This window comes from Sphingomonas edaphi (assembly GCF_003583725.1).
GTDB lineage: Bacteria > Pseudomonadota > Alphaproteobacteria > Sphingomonadales > Sphingomonadaceae > Sphingomicrobium > Sphingomicrobium edaphi.
The window spans coordinates 110,766-136,207 of sequence record NZ_QXTF01000001.1 but is presented as its reverse complement, the minus strand read 5'-3'; the positions used below and the strand labels follow the sequence as shown (position 1 = coordinate 136,207).

The 25,442-nt window shown below is 61.6% G+C and carries 23 protein-coding genes, 1 tRNA gene and 1 pseudogene; 11 read left to right on the top strand and 14 right to left on the bottom strand.

Annotated features, from left to right (window positions below; all coding sequences use genetic code 11):
- Positions 1-103 precede the first annotated feature (103 nt).
- The 5 genes from D3M59_RS00680 to D3M59_RS00660 are packed head-to-tail and all read left to right on the top strand — an operon-like array spanning position 104 to position 2,101.
- Complete coding sequence (locus D3M59_RS00680) at positions 104-595, top strand: hypothetical protein (protein WP_119530571.1); 492 nt, start codon at positions 104-106, stop codon at positions 593-595.
- 2 nt (positions 596-597) lie between these two features.
- Positions 598-933 (top strand): phage holin family protein, encoded by a 336-nt coding sequence (locus D3M59_RS00675; RefSeq protein ID WP_119530568.1) that lies wholly within the window; start codon positions 598-600, stop codon positions 931-933.
- Positions 930-1,343: a DUF3618 domain-containing protein gene (locus D3M59_RS00670; protein ID WP_119530565.1), complete on the top strand. Its 414-nt coding sequence runs from the start codon at positions 930-932 to the stop codon at positions 1,341-1,343. The genes D3M59_RS00675 and D3M59_RS00670 overlap by 4 nt, the downstream gene beginning before the upstream one ends.
- Positions 1,340-1,801 (top strand): hypothetical protein, encoded by a 462-nt coding sequence (locus D3M59_RS00665; RefSeq protein ID WP_119530562.1) that lies wholly within the window; start codon positions 1,340-1,342, stop codon positions 1,799-1,801. The genes D3M59_RS00670 and D3M59_RS00665 overlap by 4 nt, the downstream gene beginning before the upstream one ends.
- A 57-nt stretch (positions 1,802-1,858) precedes the next feature.
- Positions 1,859-2,101 carry a DUF4170 domain-containing protein gene (locus D3M59_RS00660; protein ID WP_119530559.1) on the top strand — a complete coding sequence of 81 codons (243 nt, stop codon included), beginning with the start codon at positions 1,859-1,861 and terminating at the stop codon, positions 2,099-2,101.
- On the opposite strand, the gene D3M59_RS00655 is transcribed toward D3M59_RS00660, so the two are convergent.
- The 5 genes from D3M59_RS00655 to carA all read right to left on the bottom strand — a co-directional run bounded on the left by D3M59_RS00655 (position 2,098) and on the right by carA (position 8,064).
- On the bottom strand, positions 2,098-2,721 hold the full coding sequence (locus D3M59_RS00655) for a rhomboid family intramembrane serine protease (protein WP_119530556.1): 624 nt from the start codon (positions 2,719-2,721) through the stop codon (positions 2,098-2,100). The genes D3M59_RS00660 and D3M59_RS00655 overlap by 4 nt on opposite strands.
- Positions 2,721-3,194, bottom strand: coding sequence for a transcription elongation factor GreA (gene greA, locus D3M59_RS00650; RefSeq protein WP_119530553.1), 474 nt, complete (start codon positions 3,192-3,194; stop codon positions 2,721-2,723). The genes D3M59_RS00655 and greA overlap by 1 nt, the downstream gene beginning before the upstream one ends.
- Before the next feature lie 90 nt (positions 3,195-3,284).
- Positions 3,285-6,614 carry a carbamoyl-phosphate synthase large subunit gene (gene carB, locus D3M59_RS00645; protein ID WP_119530550.1) on the bottom strand — a complete coding sequence of 1,110 codons (3,330 nt, stop codon included), beginning with the start codon at positions 6,612-6,614 and terminating at the stop codon, positions 3,285-3,287.
- Positions 6,614-6,898 carry a hypothetical protein gene (locus D3M59_RS00640; RefSeq protein ID WP_119530547.1) on the bottom strand — a complete coding sequence of 95 codons (285 nt, stop codon included), beginning with the start codon at positions 6,896-6,898 and terminating at the stop codon, positions 6,614-6,616. The genes carB and D3M59_RS00640 overlap by 1 nt, the downstream gene beginning before the upstream one ends.
- Positions 6,895-8,064, bottom strand: a complete 1,170-nt coding sequence (gene carA / locus D3M59_RS00635; RefSeq protein ID WP_119530545.1) for a glutamine-hydrolyzing carbamoyl-phosphate synthase small subunit — start codon at positions 8,062-8,064, stop codon at positions 6,895-6,897. The genes D3M59_RS00640 and carA overlap by 4 nt, the downstream gene beginning before the upstream one ends.
- A 148-nt stretch (positions 8,065-8,212) precedes the next feature.
- Here carA and D3M59_RS00630 point away from each other — a divergent pair, with 148 nt between their 5' ends.
- The 4 genes and pseudogenes from D3M59_RS00630 to mtgA all read left to right on the top strand — a co-directional run.
- Entirely contained in the window at positions 8,213-8,671 is a 459-nt protein-coding gene (locus D3M59_RS00630) for a GatB/YqeY domain-containing protein (RefSeq protein ID WP_119530542.1), read from the top strand.
- Positions 8,668-10,524 (top strand): DNA primase, encoded by a 1,857-nt coding sequence (dnaG, locus tag D3M59_RS00625; RefSeq protein ID WP_119530539.1) that lies wholly within the window; start codon positions 8,668-8,670, stop codon positions 10,522-10,524. The genes D3M59_RS00630 and dnaG overlap by 4 nt, the downstream gene beginning before the upstream one ends.
- Positions 10,525-10,535: 11 nt before the next feature.
- The gene (gene rpoD, locus D3M59_RS00620; RefSeq protein ID WP_119530537.1) at positions 10,536-12,563 is read left to right on the top strand and encodes an RNA polymerase sigma factor RpoD; all 2,028 of its coding nucleotides are present in this window, start codon (positions 10,536-10,538) and stop codon (positions 12,561-12,563) included.
- Positions 12,564-12,782: 219 nt separating this feature from the next.
- Positions 12,783-13,502 (top strand): annotated as a pseudogene (mtgA, locus tag D3M59_RS00615) (monofunctional biosynthetic peptidoglycan transglycosylase); the annotation flags it as partial.
- 273 nt (positions 13,503-13,775) lie between these two features.
- Here the strand turns inward: mtgA and dnaE are convergent.
- From dnaE to proS, 5 genes are read right to left on the bottom strand one after another with little or no spacing between them, the layout of a single operon-like run.
- A complete protein-coding gene (dnaE, locus tag D3M59_RS00610; protein WP_119530531.1) occupies positions 13,776-17,225 on the bottom strand; it encodes a DNA polymerase III subunit alpha in 3,450 nt (1,149 codons plus the stop codon).
- A gap of 60 nt (positions 17,226-17,285) precedes the next feature.
- Positions 17,286-17,765 carry a glutathione peroxidase gene (locus D3M59_RS00605; protein WP_119530528.1) on the bottom strand — a complete coding sequence of 160 codons (480 nt, stop codon included), beginning with the start codon at positions 17,763-17,765 and terminating at the stop codon, positions 17,286-17,288.
- Positions 17,762-18,436, bottom strand: a complete 675-nt coding sequence (locus D3M59_RS00600; RefSeq protein ID WP_119530526.1) for an ABC transporter ATP-binding protein — start codon at positions 18,434-18,436, stop codon at positions 17,762-17,764. The genes D3M59_RS00605 and D3M59_RS00600 overlap by 4 nt, the downstream gene beginning before the upstream one ends.
- Positions 18,429-19,679 (bottom strand): lipoprotein-releasing ABC transporter permease subunit, encoded by a 1,251-nt coding sequence (locus D3M59_RS00595; RefSeq protein ID WP_119530523.1) that lies wholly within the window; start codon positions 19,677-19,679, stop codon positions 18,429-18,431. The genes D3M59_RS00600 and D3M59_RS00595 overlap by 8 nt, the downstream gene beginning before the upstream one ends.
- On the bottom strand, positions 19,676-20,998 hold the full coding sequence (proS, locus tag D3M59_RS00590; RefSeq protein ID WP_119530520.1) for a proline--tRNA ligase: 1,323 nt from the start codon (positions 20,996-20,998) through the stop codon (positions 19,676-19,678). Before proS ends, D3M59_RS00595 begins: the two co-directional genes overlap by 4 nt.
- A 369-nt stretch (positions 20,999-21,367) precedes the next feature.
- On the opposite strand from proS, the gene D3M59_RS00585 reads away from it, so the two are divergent.
- A complete protein-coding gene (locus D3M59_RS00585) occupies positions 21,368-21,733 on the top strand; it encodes a DUF1622 domain-containing protein (protein ID WP_119530517.1) in 366 nt (121 codons plus the stop codon).
- A 5-nt stretch (positions 21,734-21,738) separates the two neighbouring features.
- Here the strand turns inward: D3M59_RS00585 and D3M59_RS00580 are convergent.
- A tRNA-Met gene (locus tag D3M59_RS00580) sits at positions 21,739-21,815 on the bottom strand.
- 123 nt (positions 21,816-21,938) lie between these two features.
- On the opposite strand from D3M59_RS00580, the gene D3M59_RS00575 reads away from it, so the two are divergent.
- Positions 21,939-22,349 carry a DUF3775 domain-containing protein gene (locus tag D3M59_RS00575; protein ID WP_119530514.1) on the top strand — a complete coding sequence of 137 codons (411 nt, stop codon included), beginning with the start codon at positions 21,939-21,941 and terminating at the stop codon, positions 22,347-22,349.
- Here the strand turns inward: D3M59_RS00575 and D3M59_RS00570 are convergent.
- Genes D3M59_RS00570 through D3M59_RS00560 form a run of 3 tightly spaced genes read right to left on the bottom strand, consistent with a single transcriptional unit; the run spans position 22,346 to position 25,396 of the window.
- A complete protein-coding gene (locus D3M59_RS00570) occupies positions 22,346-22,864 on the bottom strand; it encodes a 2'-5' RNA ligase family protein (protein WP_233543086.1) in 519 nt (172 codons plus the stop codon). The genes D3M59_RS00575 and D3M59_RS00570 overlap by 4 nt on opposite strands.
- A complete protein-coding gene (locus tag D3M59_RS00565) occupies positions 22,849-23,415 on the bottom strand; it encodes a PRC-barrel domain-containing protein (RefSeq protein ID WP_119530511.1) in 567 nt (188 codons plus the stop codon). The genes D3M59_RS00570 and D3M59_RS00565 overlap by 16 nt, the downstream gene beginning before the upstream one ends.
- 31 nt (positions 23,416-23,446) lie before the next feature.
- Positions 23,447-25,396, bottom strand: a complete 1,950-nt coding sequence (locus D3M59_RS00560) for a potassium transporter Kup (protein ID WP_119530508.1) — start codon at positions 25,394-25,396, stop codon at positions 23,447-23,449.
- Positions 25,397-25,442 lie beyond the last annotated feature (46 nt).

The window sequence follows — 25,442 nt, the reverse complement described above, 5'->3', positions numbered from 1 at the left end:
GCGGCCCCTATACGGCGCGCGTCAAAGCGTGCAACTTTGCTAGTCGTCACCGGAACGATGGCCCGGTCTGCCGGGTTGATTGGACCAAGAAGGAGACACAGATATGGCCGACCAGGATAACAAATTGCCCGAAGGTACTGACAGCATCGTCGCCGGTGCATCGGTCACCGAGAACGAGGAGGCCCTCATCGTGAAAGAGCCCACCGCCCGCGACAAGGCGATCGAAAAGTTGAAGACCGGCAGTGAAAAGCTGTCCGGGCAAGCCGCTGACAAGGCGCGCGGTTTCGTCGGACAGGGTCTTGAACGATCGAGCGAGGCGTTGGCTAATGTGTCCAAACTGGTCGGAGACACGGCCGCCGGCCTGGATGAGCGGCTTGGTCAGGAATATGGCGATTACGCTCGCAAGGCCGCAAGCGCGATCGAGGAAACGGCAAACAAGATCGCATCGAAGGATGCCGACGAACTTATCGAAGACACGCGCGAATTCGTCCGCAAGAGCCCCGGCGTTGCCCTGGCCGGCGCGGCGGTGCTCGGGTTCGCTCTGGTCCGTCTCGTAAAATCGGGCCTCGACCAGGGCAAGTCAGACAAGAGCTGATAATGGCGGACGGGGGCGTGGACGAAGATGAGAAGCCGGTCGGCGAGCTGTTCGGTCGTCTGATCGACGAGAGCAAGGCTTATGCCAAGGCGGAGCTTGGCTTGGCCAAGGTCACCGCGGAGGCAAAGGCGCAGGCGGCGAAGAAGCCCGCGTTGCTGGGAATCGCCGCCTTCCTGTTTCTTCAGGCGGCGGTAGTCGTTCTCTGCATCACCCTCGCTCTCGCCCTGGCGACCCTCATCGGGCCCCTGGCGGGTGGACTGATTGCCACCATCGTCGCACTCGGCATTGCAGCCGGCCTTGGCCTGATGGCGAAGAAAGCGCTGGAGAGCGGCCAATGACCGATACGCCAAAGGTTGCCGCGGCGCGCATCGAAGTCGCCAGGACCCGCGCCGCTCTGATCGAAACCGCGCGCGAACTGCAATTACGCCTTCAGCCAAAAACGTTGGCCAACGAAGCCTGGGAGAAGGCCAAGGAAAAGGGCGCTGACCTTGCCGAAGATGCTGTCGACGCGGTTCGCAAGCGACCGGTCGCCGTGGGCGGCGTAGTCGCGGCCCTGACGATGTTTCTTGCGCGGGAGCCGATCAAAGATGCGGCGGTCAAATTATACGACGCCATGACGTCATCGGATGAACCCAAGCCCCCACCCGCTGCGTTGGAAACCCGAGAGAAACCAGTGCCAAAACCGACGGTGCGGGGGCGCGTTCGCAAATCGCCCGCGCCGGCCAGGAAGACGGAGAAAGCAACATGACAGCCAATTCCACCCGCAACGATACGAGCAAGGCCGCATCACCCAGCTTCCGAGATCGGGCGGAAGACGCTTACGAAGGCGCGCGCGAACGGGCGATCGAAGCCTACGACAGCGCCCGGGAGCGCGCTTCTGAAGCTCGTGTTAAAGCAAAGGACGGGATTGGTGAGGCTCCGCTGCTCGCGCTGGGTGGTGGCTTGGCGCTTGGAGCTCTGCTCGCTGCCCTCCTTCCCCGCACCAAGGCCGAGGACAAGCTACTGGGGCCCGTGGGTGAACGCATCACTGGGGGCGCAAAGGCTGCCGCCGACGCCGCCAAGGAAGCTGGTCGGGAAAAGCTTTCCGAGCTGAATATAACCCGTGACGCGGGCACAAGCGCCGTCCAGTCGCTGGTTCAAGGACTTAGCGAGGCGGCCAAGAGTTCCGGACAGGCCGCCATCGGCGCAGTTCGCAAGAAGGATTGACCGCCTTGCATCAATTGGCTGGTTCGCATTCCGGCCAATTGATGCTAGCGGGCGCGCATGAGCAAGCTTCACCTGGTATTCGGTGGCCGCGTCAAGGATCCGCGCGGCCTGGACTTCGTCGACCTAAGCGCCATCGACCTCGTCGGCCTGTTCGACAGCTACGCTGCCGCCGAAGAGGCGTGGCGGGGCGCCGCGCAGCGCACGGTCGACGATGCTGAAATGAAATACGTGGTCGTACACCTGCACCGGCTGCTGGAGCCCGACGCGGACGGCATCGCCCGTCCCAAGTCGAACGCTTAAGCTTTCCGGTAACGCCAAAGTAGCAGCGGGCGGTGGAGAGCCAGCCCGGCAACGAAACCACCAATATGGGCGGGCGTCGCCAGCATGACACCCTGCCCGCCAGCCAGAAACTCGCTCATCCACTGAAGCGCAACCCAGGCCACCAACAGCCAGCCGATGTGGATCCAGCGATTGACCTTCTGGTTCTGCGTGATTTGCTTCGGGCGGCCAAAGAACACCGCGTACAGACCGAACAGGGCGCTGATCGCACCGCTCGCGCCTACCATGGGCACGGGGCTGCCGGGATCGGTTGCGAATTGCGCCGCGGCTGCTGCTCCGGCGCCGATGATGTAGGCCAAGACGAGACCCGACCCACCGACAACCCGTTCGACCTGACTGCCGGCAATGGCGAGCATCACCATGTTTATGATGAGGTGAAGCCAGCTTCCGTGCAGGACTGCGGAAGTCCAGGGCGTCAGCCACCCCGGCAACGCGCCCGAAAACGTGATGATTCCGCTCAGTCTGGCGGGAATGAACCCCCCCATCATGACGAAGCGGTCGAGCCCCGACAGGATCGCGAGCGCCGAGATCGCCACCGTAACCAAGGCGATGATCGCGGTGGCGCTCCTGAGGCGAAGCATCAGATGAATTCGATCTTCGCGATCTCGTAGTAGCGGTCGCCCGCTGGGGTCGACACTTCGACCTCCTCGCCCACTTGACGGCCGATCAGCGCACGGCCGAGCGGCGAGTTGTAGCTGATCCGCCCGACCTTAGCGTCCGCCTCGGTCTGCCCGACCAGTTGGTAGCGAATTTCCTTGTCGTTTTCATCCAGCAGCGAAACAGTCGCGCCGAACACGACCTTGTCGCCCGACAGCGTGGTCGGATCGATCACCAGAGCGCGGCTGAGGCGGTCCTCAAGCTCGGCGATCATCGCCTCGACCTGGCCCTGCCGCTCCTTTGCGGCGTGATACTCGGCGTTTTCGCTGAGATCGCCGTGCGCACGAGCCTCCTCGATCGCATCGATGATATGCGGCCGCTCGAGCTTCAGGCGCTTCACTTCCTCGCTCAGCTGGCGATGCCCTTCCGCCAGCATCGGCACCTTGTCGCTTGCCATGTCCTCACTCACCCCTTTGCCAAAATCCGCCCCGGCGCCGGTCAGTTGATTCGGCGCATCGTCGGACGGATTGTCAGAAAAATATCGGTTTCAGGCCGAATAATAGGACTGCAGCGACTTTACTTCAAGCGCATGGCCCCGGAGCGCCTCGATCGATCGCGCCGTCGCGACGCTCGCCGCGGCGGTTGTGAAGTAAGGCACCTTGTTCTTCAGCGCGGCCTCGCGGATCGCTTGGCTGTCTTTCAGCGATTGCCAGCCCTCCGTCGTGTTGAAGACCAACTGGACATCCCCGTCGACGATGCGGTCGACGATGTGCGGCCGGCCCTGCGCCACCTTGTTCACCCGCTCGACCGGAAGACCCTCCGCCTCAAGGTGCGCGGCGGTGCCGCTGGTTGCGATCAGCTTGAACCCCAATTCGACCATCTTGGCCGCGGCCGGCAGGATATGGTCTTTATCGGTGTCTTTGACAGACACGAAAACCGTCCCCGAGTCGGGCAACTTGACGCCCCCGCCAATCTGCGACTTGGCGAAGGCTATATCGAAATTCGTATCGATGCCCATGACTTCACCGGTGCTCTTCATTTCCGGTGACAAAACAGGATCGGTGCCCGGGAAGCGCGCGAACGGGAAGACCGACTCCTTGATCGCGATATGGTCGATGTCGCGGTCGATAGGATCGAACGACGCGAGCGCCTCTCCGGCCATGACGCGCGCTGCGATCTTGGCTACCGGGCGGCCGATGGCCTTGGCGACGAACGGCACCGTGCGGCTGGCGCGCGGATTGACCTCGATCAGGTACACCTCGCCGTCCTTCACCGCGTATTGGACGTTCATCAGTCCCTTGACGTTCAGCGCCAGGGCCAACGCCTTCGTCTGCCGTTCGATCTCGGCAATGAGGTCGGCCGAGAGGCTGTAAGGCGGGATCGAGCAGGCGCTGTCGCCGCTATGCACCCCTGCCTCTTCGATATGCTCAAGGATGCCGGCAACTGCGACGTCCGTCCCGTCGCAGATCGCATCGACATCAACTTCAGTCGCGTCGCGAAGATAACGGTCGATCAGCACAGGGGAATTGCCCGACACCTGGACCGCCGTCGCGATGTAATTGTCGAGTTGCTCCGGCCCGTCGACAACTTCCATCGCTCGCCCGCCCAGAACGTAGCTGGGTCGCAGCAGGACGGGATAACCGATGCGCTCGGCAACCGCGATCGCTTCGTCCCGGCTTCGTGCCAACCCGTTGGAAGGCTGCTTGAGGCCCAGCTTGTCGACCAGCTTGGCGAACCGCTCGCGGTCTTCGGCAAGGTCGATGCTGTCAGGCGAGGTGCCGAGAATGGGAATGCCCGCAGCCTGGATTTCCGCCGCCAACTTCAGCGGGGTTTGCCCGCCCAGCTGGACGATCACGCCTTCCAGCGCGCCCTTCTCCGCCTCTCGGTGGAGGATCTCGAGCACGTCTTCGCCGGTCAACGGTTCGAAATAGAGGCGGTCCGACGTTTCCGGGTCGGTCGACACCGTCTCCGGATTGCAGTTGACCATGATGGTCTCAAAGCCGGCTTCCTTCAGCGCGAAGGATGCGTGACAGCAGCAATAGTCGAATTCGATGCCTTGCCCGATCCGGTTCGGCCCCCCGCCCAGGATGACGACCTTACGGCGGTCACTGATGTCCGCCTCGTCTTCCGGCTCGCCGAACAGCGGGGCCTCGTAGGTTGAATAGAGGTAGGGCGTGGCCGCATCGAACTCTGCCGCGCAACTGTCGATGCGCTTGAACACCGGCCGGACTCCAAGCTTGAGCCGTGCCTTGCGTACTTCTTCGGCGGTCACGCCGCCGGTCATTCCGCGAAGCGCGTCGTGAACGATGCCCGACCCATAGGCCGCCGCCTCGGACATTTCCCGCTCGACATGGGCAGAGCGCAGGGCCAGCTGCGCCATACGCCCATCGGAAAAGCCCATGGCCTTCAGGCGCCGCATTCCCGCCGCGTCCTGGGGAATGCCCTCCGCCCGGATCTGCTCTTCGGCACCGACGATCTCGGCTAGCCGCTCGAGAAACCAAGGATCGAAACCGGCAATCTCGTGGATACGCTGGATGGTGAAGCCGTGACGCAGCGCCTCAGCTGCGACCAGCAAGCGGTCAGGAGTTGCTCGGGCAAGCGCGTTCTCAATTTCCTCGGGCGACGCATTCTCCAGTTCGCGTACCCGGTCGAGTCCGCACAGGCCCGTCTCCAGCCCGCGCAACGCTTTCTGCAGGCTCTCTGCAAAATTTCGCCCGATCGCCATGACTTCGCCAACGGACTTCATCGCGGTCGACAGCAACGGGCTGCTGCCCTTGAACTTTTCGAAGGCAAACCTTGGGATCTTGGTAACAACGTAATCGATGGTCGGCTCGAAGCTGGCCGGTGTTGCGCCGCCCGTTATGTCGTTGGCGATTTCGTCGAGCGTGTAGCCCACTGCCAGGCGCGCGGCGACCTTGGCGATGGGAAAGCCGGTGGCCTTCGATGCCAATGCCGATGATCGTGAAACGCGCGGGTTCATCTCGATCACGATCATCCGGCCATCCTTGGGATTGACCGCAAACTGGACGTTAGAACCGCCGGTTTCGACGCCGATTTCCCGGAGCACCGCGATGGATGCCGACCGCATCCGCTGATATTCCTTGTCCGTGAGCGTGAGAGCGGGCGCTACGGTGATGCTGTCGCCCGTATGGACACCCATCGGGTCCACATTCTCGATCGAGCAAATGATGATGGCGTTATCGTTCCGGTCCCGGACGACCTCCATCTCATATTCTTTCCATCCAAGCAGGCTTTCCTCGATAAGCACCTCGTTAGTCGGGCTTGCATCCAGGCCGGACTTTACGATCGCCTCGAATTCCTCGCGATTATAAGCGACGCCGCCGCCAGTTCCGCCCAAGGTGAAGCTGGGCCGGATGATCGAAGGAAGTCCCGTCCGTTCAAGGACTTTGAGCGCGTCTTCAAGACTATGTGCGATCCCGGACCGAGCGCTTTCCAGCCCGATCTTGTCCATCGCCGCCTTGAATTTCTCGCGATCCTCCGCCTTGTCGATGGCCTCGGCCTGCGCGCCGATCAGCTGGACGCCATATTTCTCCAGTGTGCCATTCTTATTGAGCGACAAGGCCGTGTTGAGCGCCGTCTGCCCGCCCATCGTCGGCAGCAGCGCATCTGGGCGCTCCTTTTCAATGATCTTGGCGACGATTTCGGGCGTGATCGGCTCGATATAGGTCGCATCTGCCAGCTCGGGGTCGGTCATGATCGTCGCCGGGTTCGAATTGACGACAATGACCCGGTAACCCTCGGCCTTCAGCGCCTTGACCGCCTGGCTGCCCGAATAGTCGAACTCCGCCGCCTGCCCGATGACAATCGGGCCGGCGCCGATGATGAGGATGGAGCTGATATCAGTGCGGCGGGGCATTATGGTCCTTCGGAAAATTGGATGCCGTCGATGACGACCAGTTTGAGATGGTTCCTGCGCGCCCAGTCGTAGACGCAGCGGCGTTCGGACGGACTCGGCTTTTCGCGGAACAGGATAAGCAGCTTCTTCGCCTCCTCGTCCTGGATCAGCTCGCCGTAAGTAAGGCCACAGCTAAGACCGGCGCTATTGAGCTCCGACTGGCTATGAAGACGGGGCGTGGCGCAGCCGGACAGAAACGAAACGGCGGTTAAGGCGATAACGGTCTGGCGGGCCCGGCGGCTCACCGCATCATCCCAACGAATTTTTCGAACAGATAGAAGCTGTCTTGCGGGCCCGGGCTTGCCTCGGGGTGGTACTGGACGCTGAAAGCCGGGCGATCGGTCAGCTCAAGTCCGCAATTGCTGCCGTCGAACAGGCTAACATGAGTTTCACGGGCGTTCGGCGGCAGGCTGTCACGCTCGACCGCAAAGCCATGGTTCATGCTAGTGATCTCGACCTTTCCATCCTCGAGCCGCTTGACCGGGTGGTTGGCGCCGCGGTGTCCCTGGAACATCTTGGCGGTCTTGCCGCCGACGGCCAGCGCCAGCAGTTGATGGCCAAGGCAGATGCCGAACAGCGGCTTTCCAGTCTCCAGCATCTGGCGGATGACGGGGATTGCATACTCTCCTGTAGCGGCCGGGTCGCCCGGACCGTTGGACAGGAAGAAGCCGTCGGGTTGCTGGGCAATGACGTCCTCGAACGTGGCAGTAGCCGGAAGGACCGTCACGCGTGCCCCGGCCTCGACCAGGTTGCGAAAGATGTTGCGCTTGGCGCCATAGTCGATGGCGACGACATGGGGCAGCGAAGGGTCGTCGCCGCCCATGCGATAGCCATTGCCAAGCTCCCAACGGCCGCCCGTCCAAGCTTCCAACTGATCCCGGGACACTTCCCGGGCAAGATCCATTCCTTCCAGGCCCGGCCACTGTGCAGCTAGTCGTTGGAGCGCGTCGAGGTCGAACTCGCCCCTCGCATTATGCGCAATTGCGATCGTCGGCGGGCCTTCGCGCCGCACAAGCCGGGTCAGCGCTCGCGTATCGACGCCGGAAATGCCGATGCGGCCGGTGGCGGCCATCCACGCCGGGAAATCCTGTTGGCTGCGGAAGTTGGACGGTGACGTCACCGCCTCCCGCACCAGGCAGCCAAGGGCATGCGCCTCGCCCGCCTCGACGTCCTCCTCGTTGGCCCCGACATTCCCGATATGTGGAAAGGTGAAGGAGACGATCTGCTTCGCATAGGAAGGATCGGTCATCACCTCCTGGTAGCCGGTCATGGCGGTGTTGAAGCACAGCTCACCAACAGCGCTTCCCTCGGCGCCGAAGCCCCTTCCCCAGGCGGTCCGGCCATCGGCGAAAACGATGACTCCCGTCGCGCCTTCCGGTTGTTTCGTGGGCACGGGTCGAGCGTCGGCCATCGGCGGGAGGAGCCTTCCGTTACAAGGTGTTGCAGCAATGTCGCTAAGCGATGGCCGCTACGCGCGAATCGATGGCAGGTCAACGCTGGGAAAGCGGCGATTTCACAGCTAGGACTGGACTTTTCCGCTGAAGCGAGACGGGCAGGCGATGATTCGCGACACGATCAAGGATGCACTGGTGACCGCCATGAAGGGCGGCGACAAGGAATCGACGGCGACGATCCGCCTGATCCAGTCGGCCATCAAGAACCGCGACATCGAGCTTCGGACCGCCTCGCAGGCGCCCGACGACGACTTGCTGGTCACCGAAGTGCTACAAAAGATGATCAAGCAGCGCCGTGAATCGGTCGATCTGTATCGCAAGGGCGACCGCGAGGAGCTTGCTGCCAAGGAAGAGGCGGAGATCGCAGTAATCGAACGCTTCCTGCCCGCGCAGATGAGTGAAGAGGAAGCAAAAGTCGCGATTTCCGCCGTCATCGCGGAAACCGGCGCATCGTCCATGAAGGACATGGGCAAGGTCATGTCCGAAGTGAAGGCCCGCCATGCTTCCAGCATTGAACCTGCCCGCGCCAGCGCGCTGGTCAAGGCGCTGCTCTCCGGCGCGTGAGCCTTTCGCCGCAATGGCTCGATGAACTCCGGGCGCGGATCACCCTATCCGCGGTGATCGCGCCGTCGGTAAAGCTCATCAAGGCAGGTCGCGAATATAAAGCCTGCTGCCCCTTCCATAGCGAGAAGACGCCCAGCTTCACCGTCAACGACGAGAAGGGCTTCTACCATTGCTTCGGTTGCGGAGCGCATGGCGATGCGATCCGTTTCCTGACCGACGCTCGCGGCCTGCCCTTCATGGACGCGGTGAAGGAGCTGGCAGGAAAGGCCGGGATGGATGTCCCCGCTGCCGACCCCCGCTCCCGCGAGCGACAGGAACGGTCCGCCGGACTTCACGACGTCATGGCCGCCGCGCAGACTTGGTTCACGGAGCAGTTGAACGGCGTCGATGGCGGCGAGGCGCGCGCTTACCTCGCGAGGCGGGGAATTGATGCCGCCGTCATCAAGCGCTTCGGAATTGGCTTCGCGCCCGACGCGCGGGGCAAGCTCAAGGCGGCGCTGAAGGATCTTGGCGAGGAGAAGCTGGTCGACACCGGCATGCTGATCCAGCCCGAGGAGCCGAAGAAGGAAAGTTACGACCGATTCCGCGGCCGCATCATGATCCCGATTCGCGACCAGCGCGGACGGATCATCGCGTTCGGCGGCCGTATCCTGGGTTCCGGCGAGCCGAAGTACCTGAACTCCCCCGACACGGTCCTCTTCGACAAAGGGCGCACCCTCTACAACATCGATCGCGCCGGGCCGGCATCGCGGCAGGCGAAGCGGCTGATTGTTGTCGAAGGTTATATGGATGTCATCGCCCTTGACCGAGCCGGGATCGCGGAGGCGGTAGCGCCCAACGGCACTGCGGTGACCGAGGACCAATTGCAGCGCATGTGGCGGCTCGACCGGGCGCCGATCTGCTGCTTCGATGGCGACGCCGCGGGGCAGAAGGCGGCTGTTCGCGCGGCCCTGCGAGCCCTCCCCCACCTTGGCCCGGACCACACGTTGCGCTTCGTCGCGCTGCCGGCAGGGCAGGATCCGGATGACGTCATCCGGGAAGGCAATCGTGAAGCAATGGAGGCCATTCTCGACAAGCCGGAACCGCTGGTTGAGCGACTGTGGCGGCACGAGGTCGAGGCGGGCGCGTTGGATACACCCGAGGCACGCGCGGGGCTGAAACAGCGGCTGATGGACCATACCCAGGCGATCGCCGATCCGACGGTGCGGCAACTGTACCGCGAGGAATGGTCGCGAAAGTTCAACGAACTGGTCCGGCCAGAGCAGCAGCAGGGCGCCCGCTCCCTCTACCCTCGGCGCGAGTGGAAAAAGGGAAAGAATGGCCGTTTCCAGCCTCCTCAACCACCCACTAGCGCCGCCGCGCGCGCCATCGGGGTCGGCGGAATTGATCATTCAACTGCCCGAGCCCTGGTGCTTGGCCATGCGCTTTATCCCGACGCGATTGGCGACCATGTTGAGACCTTTGCGCACCTGCCGATCGCCGACCGCGCTGCCGCCTCCTTACGCGACCGGATGGTCGATCTCATCATGTCCGGCCAAACGCTTGATCGGGAAGGCATCGTTACCATATTAGCGGGCGAGGATACGGCAGCTGCCTGGCGTGACGTGTCCAAAGGCGGCGACATTGGTTTCACCTTCACCAAAATCCGAAGCGACCCCGAGCTTGCGCGACGCGACTTGGGGCTGGCGGTCGAGACGTTGGTAGCGAAGGCTGAAATCGAGGCGGCGCTGGCGGATGCGACGAAGCGGCTGCAGCAGGAATTCACCGAAACCGCCTTTGCCGAGCAACAACGGCTGAAGGCGGCACAGGCTAGGTACAACGATAGGCTGGCGTCTCTCGCCGGCAATGAGTAAGCGGGCGCACAATGGCGAAAACTGAAACTCCCGAAACCGAGACGGAAGCTGGCGATGCCCCGCTGATCGATCTCAACGATGTGGCGATCAAGAAGCTGATCGCGCGTGCCAAAAAGAAGGGCGTCATCACCTATGACGAACTTAACGAGGCGCTGCCCCAGGACCAGATGAGCTCCGAGCAGATTGAGGACATCATGTCCGCGATCAGCGAAATGGGCGTCAACATCGTCGAGAACGACGATTCGGACGACGAGGACAAGGAAGCCGAGCCCGAGGAAGAGGTCGATCCGATCGACGACGGCGGCTCACCCCGCCCCGCGGTCGCGACCAAGAAGGAAGCGGTCGACCGCACTGACGATCCGGTGCGCATGTACCTGCGCGAAATGGGCGCAGTCGAGTTGCTGTCGCGCGAAGGCGAAATCGCCATCGCCAAGCGCATCGAGGCGGGCCGCGACACGATGATCTGGGGTCTGTGCGAAAGCCCGATCACCTTCAACGCCATCATCGAATGGTCGAACGCCCTCAACGAGGGCACGATGCAGCTGCGCGAGATCCTGGACCTCGAAGCCATGCTGTCGAAGGGCCCGACCGCCGAACAGATCAGCGAGAGCGAGGAAGGCGGCGAAGAGGGCGACGGCGAGATCAGTGAAAAGACCGCTGGACCGTCGATCAAGGAAGAAGAGGATATCGAGGAAGAGGCGTCCGCTGACGAGGAGGACGAACTCACCGAACGCCGCACTCCGCGCCCGACGGAAGAGGAAGACGAGGACAACACCCTCTCGCTCGCCCAGATGGAAGAGACGCTCAAGCCGATGGCGCTTGAGAAGTTCGCCGGCATCACCGCGCTCTACAAGAAATTTTCCAAGCTCCAGCACGCCCGCATGGACGCGATGGGCATCGGCCAGGAATTGGCCGCGGCTGACGAGAAAAAGTATCAGAAGCTCAGTGAGCAGCTCACCGCGGAAGTGGAGAGCGTGCAATTCCACGCGGCCAAGATCGAATATCTGGTCGACCAGCTTTACGCCTATAACCGCCGTCTGACGGCGCTCGGCGGGCAGATGCTTCGCCTGGCGGAGCGTCACCGCGTCCCGCGCAAAGCGTTTCTGGACAGCTACATGGGCAGCGAGCTGGACGACAGCTGGCTGGAACGCGCGGCGAAGATCGACAAGAAGTTTGCCGCTTTTGCTGTCGCTGAAGCCGACAGCGTCGAGCGCATCCGTGGCGAAATCGCCGAGATCGCCCAGTCGACCGGCATGGCACTCAGCGAGTTCCGCCGCATCGTCAACCAGGTGCAGAAGGGCGAGCGCGAGGCCCGAATCGCGAAGAAGGAAATGGTCGAGGCCAACCTGCGCCTCGTGATCTCCATCGCCAAGAAATACACCAACCGCGGCCTGCAGTTCCTAGACTTGATTCAGGAAGGAAACATCGGCCTGATGAAGGCGGTCGACAAGTTCGAATACCGTCGCGGCTACAAGTTCAGCACCTATGCCACCTGGTGGATTCGGCAGGCGATCACCCGTTCGATCGCTGACCAGGCGCGCACCATCCGCATCCCGGTCCACATGATCGAAACGATCAATAAGCTGGTCCGCACGTCCCGCCAGTTCCTGCACGAAACCGGCCGCGAGCCGACACCGGAAGAACTGGCCGAGCGCCTCTCCATGCCGTTGGAGAAGGTCCGCAAGGTGATGAAGATCGCCAAGGAGCCAATCTCTCTGGAAACGCCGATCGGCGACGAGGAAGACAGCCACCTGGGCGATTTCATCGAAGACAAGAACGCAGTCATTCCGGTCGACGCCGCGATCCAAGCGAACCTCAAGGAAACTGTCACCCGCGTTTTGGCTTCACTAACGCCACGTGAGGAACGCGTGCTTCGCATGCGCTTTGGTATCGGCATGAACACCGATCACACGCTGGAAGAGGTCGGGCAGCAGTTCAGCGTGACCCGCGAGCGTATTCGCCAGATCGAGGCAAAGGCTTTGAGGAAGCTGAAGCATCCGAGCCGATCGCGGAAGATGAGGTCGTTCCTCGACCAATAAATCACTCGCCCGCCCAAACTGGATGACGCGTCATTTCTTTTCTGATGGCCCGTCGGAATCAGTCGAACCGGCGGATAGCAGCTTGGTCGTTCTCGCGCCCTGGGCGCAGCACAACTCGAATCGCTAAGCTGCGACTGGGTTCGACGATTTCCGCTCGCGGTGAATCGCTGCCTTTTGCCACCTCTCGACGGCGCGCCCTCATCCGGTTAGCAACCGCCCATGGCGAAGCGGTCAACCAGCAGTATTCCGGCGTACAAGCGAAGGCGTAAGGGGCGCGGCTTTTTTGGCTGGCTCATCCGGATCGTCTTCGGCCTGATCATCTTCAGCATCTTGTGGGTGCTGGCTTACCGATTCGTCCCACCGCCTGTTACGGCTACAATGCTCGGTGATCTGTTCGCCGGACGCGGCATCGAGAAGGATTGGATGAGCCTGGATGAGATGGACCGCGACATGGTTCGGGCCTCGATTGCTGCCGAAGACAGCAAGTTCTGCCAGCATTCGGGCTTCGACTGGGACGCTATCCAGGACGCGGCAAAGCGGAATGCTTCGGGCGGTCGGATCCGCGGTGGTTCCACGATTAGTCAGCAGACCGCGAAGAATGTCTTTCTCTGGCAGGGCGGCGGCTATGCGCGGAAAGCGGCCGAAGCCTATTTCACTTTCCTGATGGAAAACCTGTGGGGAAAGCGGCGCATCATGGAGGTGTACCTCAACGTCGCTGAGACTGGCATCGGTACCTATGGGGCCAATGCCGGATCGATGCGCTATTTCGGACATGACGCCAGCGCCATGAGCGCGACAGAGGCGGCCCGGATCGCCGCAGTCCTTCCGTTGCCGAAAAAGCGCGGCGCTATTGCGCCCAAGGGGTTCACCCGAAGCTACGGCAACACCATTGCCGCTAGGATCGGCCAGGTCCGCCGCGACGGCCTCGATGCCTGCGTCTACGAGGGATCTACCGCGCCGAAGGACAAGACCCCGCCGCCGAGCAAGGCGCAGCGTGAATTGCCCGGCACGGAATATGAGACCGCGACGCCGCCTCCGCCGGAGCCCGATGTCGATGCCTCGGAAATCAATCTCACGGTTTCCGATGAGACGGGTTTGTCAATCACTGAACCAGCTGAGGATGATCCCGCGTCGGCGGCGACTAATGTCGAAGCGTCCGCAGAGCCGGAAGAACCGGTTCAGCAAGAGGAGCCTCAGCCGTTCTAATCGCGCTTATCCAACTAGCGCGAGTCTTGGCGGCTCCTGCGCGCTGAGATCGACAGCCCCCTCACCCAATATCCGCTCCAGACGCGCCGCCAGGTCCGCATCGAGCTCGAACGATCTTCCCAACAGGAGTGTCGCCTCGCGATTGCCGCTGACCGGCAGGATTGCGCGAACCGATCCGTTCCCGCTGGCGGCGCCGGCTAGCTCACGGGCAACAGCAGCAACCTGAGCAATGTCGGAGATGCGAATAGTCATTTTGAGCCGCGTTTTTTTTGCCAGGCTATCGAGGAGCTGGAATTTCTTGACCGTTACGCGCGGCGTTTCCTCGCCGGGACGCCGGTCTAGTTCGACGGTCATCAGGCCGCATTGGCCGGCCTTGGCTGCCGCTTCCAGGTCGTTGGACGGTTCATCGTCGAACGCCGTGGCTTCATATTGCCCACTGGGATCGGAAATCGTCGCCATCATGTAGCGCCGACCCTTGGCTGATGTCCGCCACCTCACGCCCTCGATAAGGCCAGCCATCAGGGCAGACGAACGATTGCCGTCGCCATGCATGGGCAGGGCCGCTAGCTCGGTAAATGTCCTGACCTTGTGAGCCGAGAGCAGGTGACGCTGCGCATCCACCGGGTGGGCGGAGAAATAGAAGCCGAAAGCGTCGCGTTCGGCCGCCATCCGGCCCGCCAGCGTCCAGCTTGCATCCCGAGGGAGGCGAATTGGCGCGACCCCGGCATCGGCCGGGCCGCCGAATAACCCGCCCTGCCCGCTCGTCCGTTGGGAATGGGCGGACGCGGCATGGGCCAGAATCGTTTCGGCCGCCGCGTGAACTGCCGGGCGATCCGGATTGAGGCCATCGAACGCCCCGCCCGCGGCTAGGCTTTCGAGCTGACGCCGGTTGAGCAGTTTCGGATCGATGCGTTCCGCAAAATCGTCGAGCGATTTGAACGGGCCATTAGCGTCTCGCTCTGCGACAAGCGCCTCCATGGCTTTTTCGCCAACGCCTTTCAGCGCCCCGAGCGCATAGCGAACTTTACCATCCTCGACCGAAAATGCCGCTTCCGACCGGTTCACATCCGGCGGCAGGCATTCAATGCCCGATCGGCGGATATCTTCCACGAACAACGCCAGCTTGTCAGTCTGGTGAATATCGTAGCTCATGGAGGCGGCGAAGAATTCGGCCGGGTGATGGGCCTTCAGCCAGGCGGTGTGATAGGCGACGAGCGCGTATGCCGCTGCGTGACTCTTGTTAAAGCCGTAGCCTGCGAACTTGTCGATCAAGTCGAACAGTTCGTTGGCCTTGGCGGCACTGATGTCGTTCTTCGCGGCCCCCTCAATGAAGCGGGCGCGCTGCGCGTCCATTTCCGCCTGGATCTTCTTGCCCATCGCGCGCCGCAAAAGGTCGGCTTCGCCAAGGCTGTAGCCAGCGAGTACCTGGGCTGCCTGCATGACCTGTTCCTGGTAGACGAAGATGCCGTAAGTTTCCTTGAGCACCTCTTCCAGCATGGGATGCGGATAGGCGATCGGAACCCGGCCGTTCTTCCGGTCACCGAACAGTGGTATGTTGTCCATCGGTCCCGGCCGGTAAAGCGAGACGAGCGCGATGATGTCGCCAAAGCTTGTCGGGCGAACGGCGGCCAGCGTCCGGCGCATGCCTTCGGATTCCAGCTGGAACACTCCGACGGTGTCGCCACGCTGCAACAGCTGGTAAATCGCCGGATCGTCCCACGACAGGCCCGCAAAATCGACGTCCAATCCCCTCTTGGCGAGGAGGCGTTGGCCTTCCTTCAGGACTGATAAGGTTTTTAGACCGAGAAAGTCGAACTTCACCAGTCCCGCGCCCTCGACATATTTCATGTCAAACTGCGTCACCGGCATATCCGAGCGCGGGTCTCGATAAAGAGGAACAAGCTCGTGGAGCGGGCGGTCGCCGATGACCACGCCTGCGGCATGGGTTGAGCTGTGGCGCGGCAGGCCTTCCAGCTTCATCGCAAGATCGAACAGCCGTTTCACCTCCGCGTCGCCGCGATATTCCTTTTCCAACTCCAAAACGCCGTTGAGGGAGCGCTCCAGCGTCCAAGGGTCGGTTGGGTGATTGGGCACCAGCTTGGCCAACCGGTCGACCTGGCCGTAGCTCATCTGAAGCACGCGGCCGGTGTCCTTCAGGACGGCGCGCGCCTTCAGTCGCCCGAAGGTGATGATCTGAGCCACCTTGTCGCGCCCATATTTCTCCTGGACATAGGAGATCACCTTGTCGCGATGGGTTTCGCAGAAATCGATGTCGAAGTCGGGCATCGACACACGCTCGGGATTGAGAAAGCGTTCGAACAGCAGATTGAGCTCGATCGGATCCAGGTCCGTAATCGTCAGCGCCCAAGCGACGGCGCTGCCTGCGCCCGAGCCGCGGCCCGGCCCGACGGGAATGTCGTTCGCCTTGGCCCATTGGATGAAGTCGGCAACGATCAGGAAGTAGCCGGCGAAACCCATGCGGGTGATGACGTCGATTTCGAAGTCCAGGCGTTCCCGATACGCCCGCTTTTCGTCCTCCTCCTTTCCGGCAATCCGCCGTTCCAGGCCCTCATGAGCTTCACGGCGCAGTGTTTCGTCTTCGTCGTCGCTCAACCGCGGCAAGATAGGACGACGCTTGGGCGCGGTCACCGCGCAACGCTGGGCAATCACCGAGGTGTTGGCCAGGGCCTCTGGAATATCGGAGAATAGTTCCACCATGGCAGGTGCAGGCTTGAGCCAGGCTTCGGGCGACGAGGTTTGCCGGTCATTGTTCTCGACATAGGTCGAACCGGCAATGCACAGCATCGCGTCATGCGCCGCATGAAAGCTCGGGTCTGAATATTGAGCCGGATTGGTGGCAACTACAGGCAGCTCCATGGCATAGGCCAACTCGATCAACCGGACCTCGGCCGCTTCCTCGACGGGATTACCTCGCCTCGACAGTTCGATGTAGAGCCGATCCGCAAACAGCGCCTTCAGCTTGCCCGCATAGCTTCCGGCTTTGTCGGACTGCCCATCATAAAAAAGGCGCGCAACCGCCCCTTCTCCGCCGGCGGTCAGTGCGATCAGGCCAGCACTATGCCGCTCAAGTGCATCAAACGATACATGCGGATCTTCGGTGATTGGGCGATCGAGGTGCGAAGCGGATACGAGGCTGCACAGATTGTTATAGCCCGCCTCGTCCTGAGCGAGGAGTACGAGCCAATCAATGGCGCCGACCGGACCGATATCGGCAGGCCGTGCTACCGCCAACATCGCCCCGATGATCGGCTGGATACCCTCGGCAAAACAGGCGTCGCCGAACGGCATAGCCGCATAGAGTCCGTTGCGGTCGACCAGTGCCACGGCAGGGAAGCCCAGTTTTGCGGCCTGCTTGGCGATCGCCTTAGGTTCGATCGCGCCTTCCAACATCGTGAATGAGGAAAAGACACGAAGCGGAACGTAGGGGCCGGACATGGCCCGACTATGGGCCAGCCCCGCCCGATTCTCCAGCCCGGCCCCGCCAGTTATCCCCAGCTAAAGAAGAGCTTCGATATCCTTCGCCAGCCCTTCCGGCTTGGTTTGCGGAGCATAGCGGTGCACGACCTTTCCTGACCGGTCGATCAGGAATTTGGTGAAGTTCCACTTGATCGCCTTGGAACCCAGCAATCCGGGCGCATTGTCTTTCAGGTAGCGGTAGATCGGCGCCGTATCGTCGCCGTTCACGTCGATCTTTGCGAAGATTGGGAAGTCCACGTCGTATGTCAGCTTGCAGAAACTGGCGATTTCCTCTGCGTCGCCCGGCTCCTGCGCCCCGAACTGGTTACAGGGAAACCCCAGCACGCTGAACCCGCGATCTCGATATTGCCGCTGGAGGGCTTCCAGTCCTTCATATTGCGGGGTGAAGCCGCACTGTGACGCGACGTTCACGATTAGCATCACCTCACCCCTGTGCGGCCCCAGGTCGGTCGTTGAACCGTCGGCGGCCTTCACCGGGATTGAGGTGATGTCGGTCATTCGAGATGCCCCTCATGGAGTCGCACCACGCGGTCCATCTTGGCAGCGAGGCGCTCATTGTGGGTCGCAACCAGAGCCGCGCTTCCTTCGCCCCGCACCAGTGCGAGGAATTCCGCCAGCACCTTGTCGGCCGTCGCCTCGTCCAGGTTGCCGGTCGGCTCGTCGGCCAGAACCAGCGGCGGACGATTGGCGAGTGCCCTGGCGACTGCAACGCGCTGCTGCTCGCCGCCAGACAATTTGGACGGTCGATGATCGATCCGGGCCGAAAGGCCCAGTTTTCCGAGCAAATCTTCAGCACGCGCCCGCGCGTCATCGGGCTCCGCTCCATGGATCAGTTGGGGCAACAGGACATTTTCAAGCGCATCGAAGTCGGGCAGCAGGTGATGAAACTGATAGACGAAGCCCAGCGCATCTCGCCTCAAGCGAGTGCGCCCGTCATTGTCCAGCGCCGAAGCCTCTTCGCCCGCGATGCGGATGGATCCCTGAAACCCGCCTTCGAGCAGTCCAACCGCCTGCAGCAGCGTGGACTTGCCTGATCCTGAGGGCCCCAAAAGAGCAACGATTTCACCTGGCTGGACGGCAAGGTTCACACCGCGCAACACTTCGATCGTTACATCGCCTTGGGTGAAGCTGCGCCGAAGGTCGCGCGTTTCGAGAACCGGCTCACTCATAACGCAGCACCTGCACGGGGTCGGTGGCCGCTGCATTCCGGGCTGGGAACAGCGTCGCCAGATAGGTCAGCACGAGCGTAACCAAGATAATGGCTAGTACCTCGAACGGGTCGGTCCTAGACGGCAGTTCCGAAAGGAAGCGGACCGACGGGTCCCAGAGATTTTGGCCCGTAACAAGCTGAATGAAGTTCACGACATTCTGCCGGAAGAACAGGAAGATCGAGCCCAGGATAACGCCGATCACGATCCCGATCGCGCCGATCGTCAGACCGACCGTCATGAACACCTTCAACATTGATTTGCGGCTGGCGCCCATCGTCCGGAGGATGGCGATGTCGCGTGTCTTCGCCCTGACGAGCATGATGAGCGACGAGGCGATGTTGAAAGCCGCGACGAGAATGATGATGCAAAGCACTACGAACATGGCGATACGCTCGACCTCGAGCGCCTCGAACAGCGCACTGTTCATCTGCCTCCAATCGACGATGATACCCTTGCCCTGCACCAGCGGCTGCAGCGGCGCGAGCGTCGGCCCGACCTTGTCGGGATTGTCGACCTGCACCTCGACCATGCCCACTTGGTCGCCCAGCATCAGCAAAGTCTGCGCGTCCTCCATCGGCATGACGACAAATGCCTTGTCATACTCGAAGATGCCGACTTCGAAGATCGCACCCACGGTGTAGCTGACAATGCGTGGCACCGTGCCGACCGGTGTGGAGCGCCCTTCCGGGCTAATCAGCGAGATTTCGGCCCCGGGAAATGCTCCCAGCGTTTCGGCCAAGCGGGCGCCGATGGCGACCCGCCCGCTACCCGGCGTGATCGTTTTCAAGTCGCCCGATACGACCTTGCCATTCAAGACGGGATTTTCGCGAATATCTTCCAGGCGGTTGCCGCGCACCAGCACGCCTTCCACCCGGCCATTGGCCGACGCCATCAGCGGCTGCTCGATCAACGGTGTCGCGGATTGCACTCCCGGCGTTTTTCGAGCTGCTTCGGCAATTCCCTGCCAATCGGCGAGCCGCCCGTCGTAACCTTGGATAATCGCATGACCGTTCAGGCCAACGATCTTGTCGAACAGCTCCGCACGAAAACCGTTCATGACGCTCATGACGATGATCAGCGCCGCAACGCCCAAGGCCACGGCCCCGACGGAAAAGCCGGCGACCACGAAAATAAAGCCTTCGCCCTTGCCCGGGAGCAAGTAGCGTTTGGCGATCATTTTTTCATAGCGATTGAGGATCATGCGGTGAGGCGCTCAAGCGCGGAATCGATGGAAAGTTCCACCTTTTCTCCCGTCCGTCGGCATTTGAGCTCGACTACACCTTGAGCAAGACCCCGCGGCCCGATCACCAGCTGCCAGGGTAGGCCGATGAGGTCCATTGAGCCGAGCTTCACCCCGCCTCGTTCGTCCCTGTCGTCGTAGAGAACTTCGATCCCCGCGGCGGTCAGCTTTTTATAGATATCCTCTGCAGCCTGGACCGACGCTTCATCATCCCCGCGCATTGTCACCAGTCCGACTTTCCACGGGGCGACCGTTTCCGGCCAAACGATGCCATTCTCATCATGGCTCGCCTCGATGATCGCCCCCACAAGGCGCGACACGCCAATACCGTAGCTGCCCATCTGCGGCGTCACCATCGAACCGTCAGGGCCCGAGACCTTCAGCCCCATCGACGCAGAATATTTGTCGCCGAAATAGAAGATGTGTCCGACTTCAATTCCCCGGCCTTCACGACGACGGTCCGGTGACACCTCGGCCCACCTCGCCTCGTCATGCGTCTCGTCGGTGGCGGAGTATGTCGTACTAACCTTCTCGAATAGCGCCTTCAGCCCATCTGCATCGTCATAGGATAGGGCCTCTTGTGCCCAGTCGAACTCCTCGAAGGCCGCGTCATAGAAAACTTCGCTCTCACCTGTCGGGGCAAGGACAATAAATTCGTGGCTGAGGTCACCGCCGATAGGGCCGCTTGCCGCCTTCATCGGCACCGCGCGGATGCCGAGGCGCTGGAATGTCCGCAGGTACGCCAGCAATTGCGTGTAGTAGCTATTCCGAGCGCCCGCTTCATCAATGTCGAAGCTGTAGGCGTCCTTCATTAGGAACTCGCGACCGCGCATCACGCCAAAGCGCGGGCGAACCTCGTCCCGGAACTTCCACTGGATGTGATAAAGCGTGCGAGGCAGATCGCGATAGCTTTTGACGTCGCCCCGGAAGAGATCGGTGATCATCTCTTCGTTCGTCGGACCGTACAGCATGTCGCGGTCGTGCCGATCCTTAATACGCAGCATTTCAGGGCCGTAGGCGTCGTAACGACCCGACTGCCGCCACAGGTCTGCGGACTGCAGCGTCGGCATCAGCATCTCGATGGCGCCGGCGCGGTCCTGCTCTTCCCGCACGATCTGGCCGATCTTCTGCAACACCCGCCATCCGATTGGCAGCCAAGCATAGATGCCGGCCGCCGTCTGGCGAACGAGGCCTGCGCGGAGCATCAGCTTGTGGCTGACGATCTGGGCGTCGGACGGACTTTCCTTCATCACGGGCAGGAAGCAGCGGGACAGGCGCAAGGGGGATTTTCCTGAAGCTTGAGTGATCGTTTCGGCGTTGTCCTAGAGAGGCGTCACCCGCATGGCAATCGTCCGTCCCCGTGTGGCCAGCTGGCAACAGCTTGATGGAGAATGTGTCCGCAATGCGCAATTAGGGGTGACAGGCAGCGGCCGCCGGGCGTAGCCAAGCCCCATCGGATCAAGGCTTTAGCCGGAAGTCCGGGGAGGATGCCAATCGCCCGTCAGGGGGTGAGGCGCATTGAAACTTCCAAGGGGGCTGACGAGCAATCGTCACGCAAAGGACGCCCGGGCCATGTGCCCGGGCGTTTTTGTTTGGCAAAGCACGGCCATTCCGCCCAACTATTGCTTCACCAATGGTGGAGGGGTCCGATGGAAACCGCGAGCTGGATGGAGATTGCTGCCCGCGTTCTGGAATGGGCAGGTGTCGGCGTCATCGTCGCCGGATCGCTGCTCGCCAGCCTCATCTTCGCGCGTGACTTCCGTGGCGGGGATCGAAAGGCCGCCTATGACCAGTACCGCGCCAACCTCGGCCGCGGAATCCTGCTGGGGTTGGAGTTCCTCGTCGGCGCCGACATCATTTCGACCGTCACCGCGCCGCTGACCTGGGAAAGCGTCAGCCTACTGGGCTTGATCGTCCTGATCCGTACCCTACTCAGCTTCAGCCTAGAAATTGAAATTGAAGGCGTTGCGCCTTGGCGGCGGCGAGATAGCGCAAACGATAGCGGTTCGCGTTGATGGAATGGTAGCGGAGGAGGGACTTGAACCCCCGACACGCGGATTATGATTCCGCTGCTCTAACCAGCTGAGCTACTCCGCCCCAAAAGGGCGCTGCCTATCGGCACGCGGGCGAGCCTATAGGTGGGGAGAATCTGCCCGTCAACAAGGGTGGAACCCCCACCCCATCTCATCGTTCAAGCCGAAAGACTGGAGAGCCTTGAACATGGAACCGCTGACGCCGCTTGAGACGCTTTGCCGCATAATTCTTCGCGCGAAGGAGTATGAGGCTCAGGTTCCGACCGACTATGACGGCGGTGAGGCTCCCGAGAACGTCGACGATGAAGGCGAGGAAGCGCTTTCTGTTCTCGACGATTCGATCAACACGAGCGTCGAGGAAGAGCTTACGAATGCTCTCGAAGACCTCGCCGACGACCAGCTTCAGGAACTCCTGGCTTTCGCCTGGGTCGGACAAGGTACCTATGACGCCACCGACTGGGACGAGGCGCTGGAAGCGGCCGCCGAGGAAAACAATATCGTCGACGAGCTCATGGACATGCCAATGCTGGCCTCGGTGCTCGAATCCGGAATGGCGGCATTCGAACTTAGCTGCGACGGGATCGGCGATCTCAGCTAGCCGCCGCGGAATGGGTATTGGGCGATCGGTTCCCAAGGTCCGCCCAAATAGCGGTGCAGCGACAGACCGGTGAGGACCAACGGCCTAGGCCGGAAATCCCGTTCCAAGTCTGCCAGTAACGTGAGAGCTATTCTGTTGGATACCTTGTTCTGGACGGTGACGTGCGGCCGCCAGCCTGCCGCGTCCTGCGCCGTCAACATGCCGTGGAAGTGGGCGGCGATCTCGTTCCTGATCGATTCCAGTTCGTCGGAGACGATGCGATAGGCCACCCCTCCACCCAAGTTCATTAAACCTGCCACCAACGCTTGGGGACGTGTGCCGCTCGCATGCCTCGAGAGCTCATGCTTGGCCTCATCTTCAACCGAGGGCGGTAGAGCGTGAAACATGGTGAGGTGCGCAGGAAGCTGATTCCGTTCGGGCGGAAAATGCTTGATCCGGAGGCCGTTCAACCATGCGAAATCGGCGTCACCGAGGTTGGCGGTGACGATCAGTGGCCCGGTTATCGTGCCGGCCACTCGTCGCGTTCCACTGTTGGTCTCCGTTCGAAGTCGGCAGCGTCGATGGACGCTTCAATCGTGTCCCCTGCCATTTCCGCTTCGCTCCAAGGCAATTGCCGGAAACTTTCTCCGACGCCTGCCACACCGCCATTGCTGACGACGACATAGCTAAGCTTTCCGGTGCGCGCGCCAACCATCGCATCAACCGCCTTCCCCAACTCGGCGCCCTGCCGGTCCGTAACCGGCGCCTTGCACAACATCGATGCCGGAAACAGCGTTTCTGCCGGCAGGGCTTGGCTTTCCCGCTGCGCTGTCTTCCCGCCCTCCTCGATTTTCGCCTCTCGGCCCAGCCATCGCCAGATGCCAAACAGGTTGAGCGCGGTCAGGATGATATTCTGCCAGACAAGGCTTTGCTGCCCGGTCACGATCCCCAGCGCCAGCCAAGCGAGCGAACCGACCGTGAAAACAGCAAACCCGAAACCCGTGACTCGCGAGCCAAGATTGGACGCGGTCATCATCGCGGCAATAGTCGTGGCTAGAGGAGCGACCCAGTTGGCGATTTCTTCCATGCCGCGCCCAACAGGCGGGCGACGCGATGGTTCAAATTTCGACCTGCGATCCTAGTTCGACCACGCGGTTCGTGGGCAACTTGAAGAATTCCATCGCGCTTTCCGCGTTACGGAGCATCCAGGAGAACAGCTTTTCGCGCCAAATTGCCATTCCGGGCCGGGCCGACGCGATCAACGTCTGCCGCGCCAGGAAGAAGCTGGTGTCCATCATCTTGCAGACCGTACCGATTCCCTTGACCTTCGCCAGCGCTGCCGGAACGTCGATTTCCTCCATGAAGCCGTATCGCAGGATGACACGGAAAAAGCCCGAACCGTAATCCTTCGTCTCGATCCGGCGATCGCCGATGACGAACGGCACGTCCTCGATCCGGACGGTCAGCAACATCACCCGCTCGTGCAGCACCTTGTTGTGCTTCAGGTTATGCAGCAGCGCGTGCGGGACGCCGGTCATGGACGTCGTCATGAACACGGCAGTGCCTGGTACGCGGGTAGCGCTCGACGCGGCGGACTTGATGAACACCTCGATCGGCAGGCTCGCCTCGGCCATCCGGTCGATCATCAGCTTGCGGCCTTTGGCCCAGGTGGTGAGCAGCGTGAAGGCGATGGCACCGATCAGCAATGGGAACCAGCCACCGTCCGGCACCTTCAACAGGTTCGCGCCGAAATAGAGGATGTCGATCGTGAAGAAGATGAAGAGCAGCGGAATTGCCTTCCAAGCGGGCCATTTCCACAAGCTGAAGAGGACAACCGAAATCAATACGCCGTCGATAAGCATCGCGCCTGTCACCGCGATGCCATAGGCGGCCGCGAGGTTGGACGACGAGCCGAACATCACGACCAGCAGGATGACCATCACCATCAGGGCCCAGTTGACCACCGGGATGTAGATCTGTCCTGCCGCATGCTCGCTAGTGTGAGTGATCCGCAGGCGCGGGATAAAGCCCAGCTGGATCGCCTGCTGCGTGACCGAAAATGCGCCCGAGATGACCGCCTGGCTGGCGATGATGGTTGCCAGTGTCGCCAGAATGACAAGCGGGAGACGGAGCGTTTCCGGTGCAAGAAAGAAGAATGGGTTCTTGACCGTCTCGAGTGCTTCGGCGGGGGTTTGCGATAGCAACATCGCTCCCTGCCCCATGTAATTGATCAGCAGCGCGGGCATGACAAAGAACAGCCAGCTGAACTTGATCGGACGTCGGCCAAAGTGGCCCATGTCGGCGTAAAGCGCCTCCGCGCCGGTTACGGCTAGCACCACGCTGCCCATGGCGATGAAGGCGGGAAGCGGCTCGGCGAAGTAGAACTTGAAGGCATTAAGCGGGTTGAGCATCTCCAAGAACACCGCCGGATGCTTCACGATATGCACGCCGCCGAGCACGGCCAGCGTCGCAAAGTAAACCAACATGATCGGACCGAACAGCAAGCCAACTTTGGCGGTCCCGCGCGACTGGATGGCGAACAGGCCGACGAGGATCCCGATAGCGGTTGGCACGACGTAGGGTGCGAAACCGGCCTGAACCGTGGTGAGACCTTCTACTGCCGAAAGAACGGAGATGGCCGGCGTGATCATGCTGTCGCCGTAGAAAAGCGCCGTCGCGAAGACGCCGAGCATCACGATGCCCATCGTCCACTTCTTTTTTTCGCCTTGGGCAGCGGAACGGTTGATCAGCGCCAGCAGGGCTAGGCTGCCGCCTTCCCCTTTATTGTCGGCCCGCATGATGATGGTGACATATTTCAGTGCCACTATGATTAGCATCGACCAGAAGATCAGGCTGAGCACACCGTAGATGTGCAGCGCATCGGGGCGGAGCGTGTGATGACCCGCAAACGTCTCGCGGAAAGCATAGATCGGGGACGTGCCGATGTCGCCGAACACGATCCCGATCGCGCCGACCATGAGCTTCGACAACGACCCGTGCGCATGCCCATGGGGCGGTTGCTGGCCATCAACAGGGATTTCGGCACTTCCCGCGGCGGAAACATTCATTCTTGCAACACCCTTACGGCGCTCTCCGGCGCGGCGGGCCGCCCTA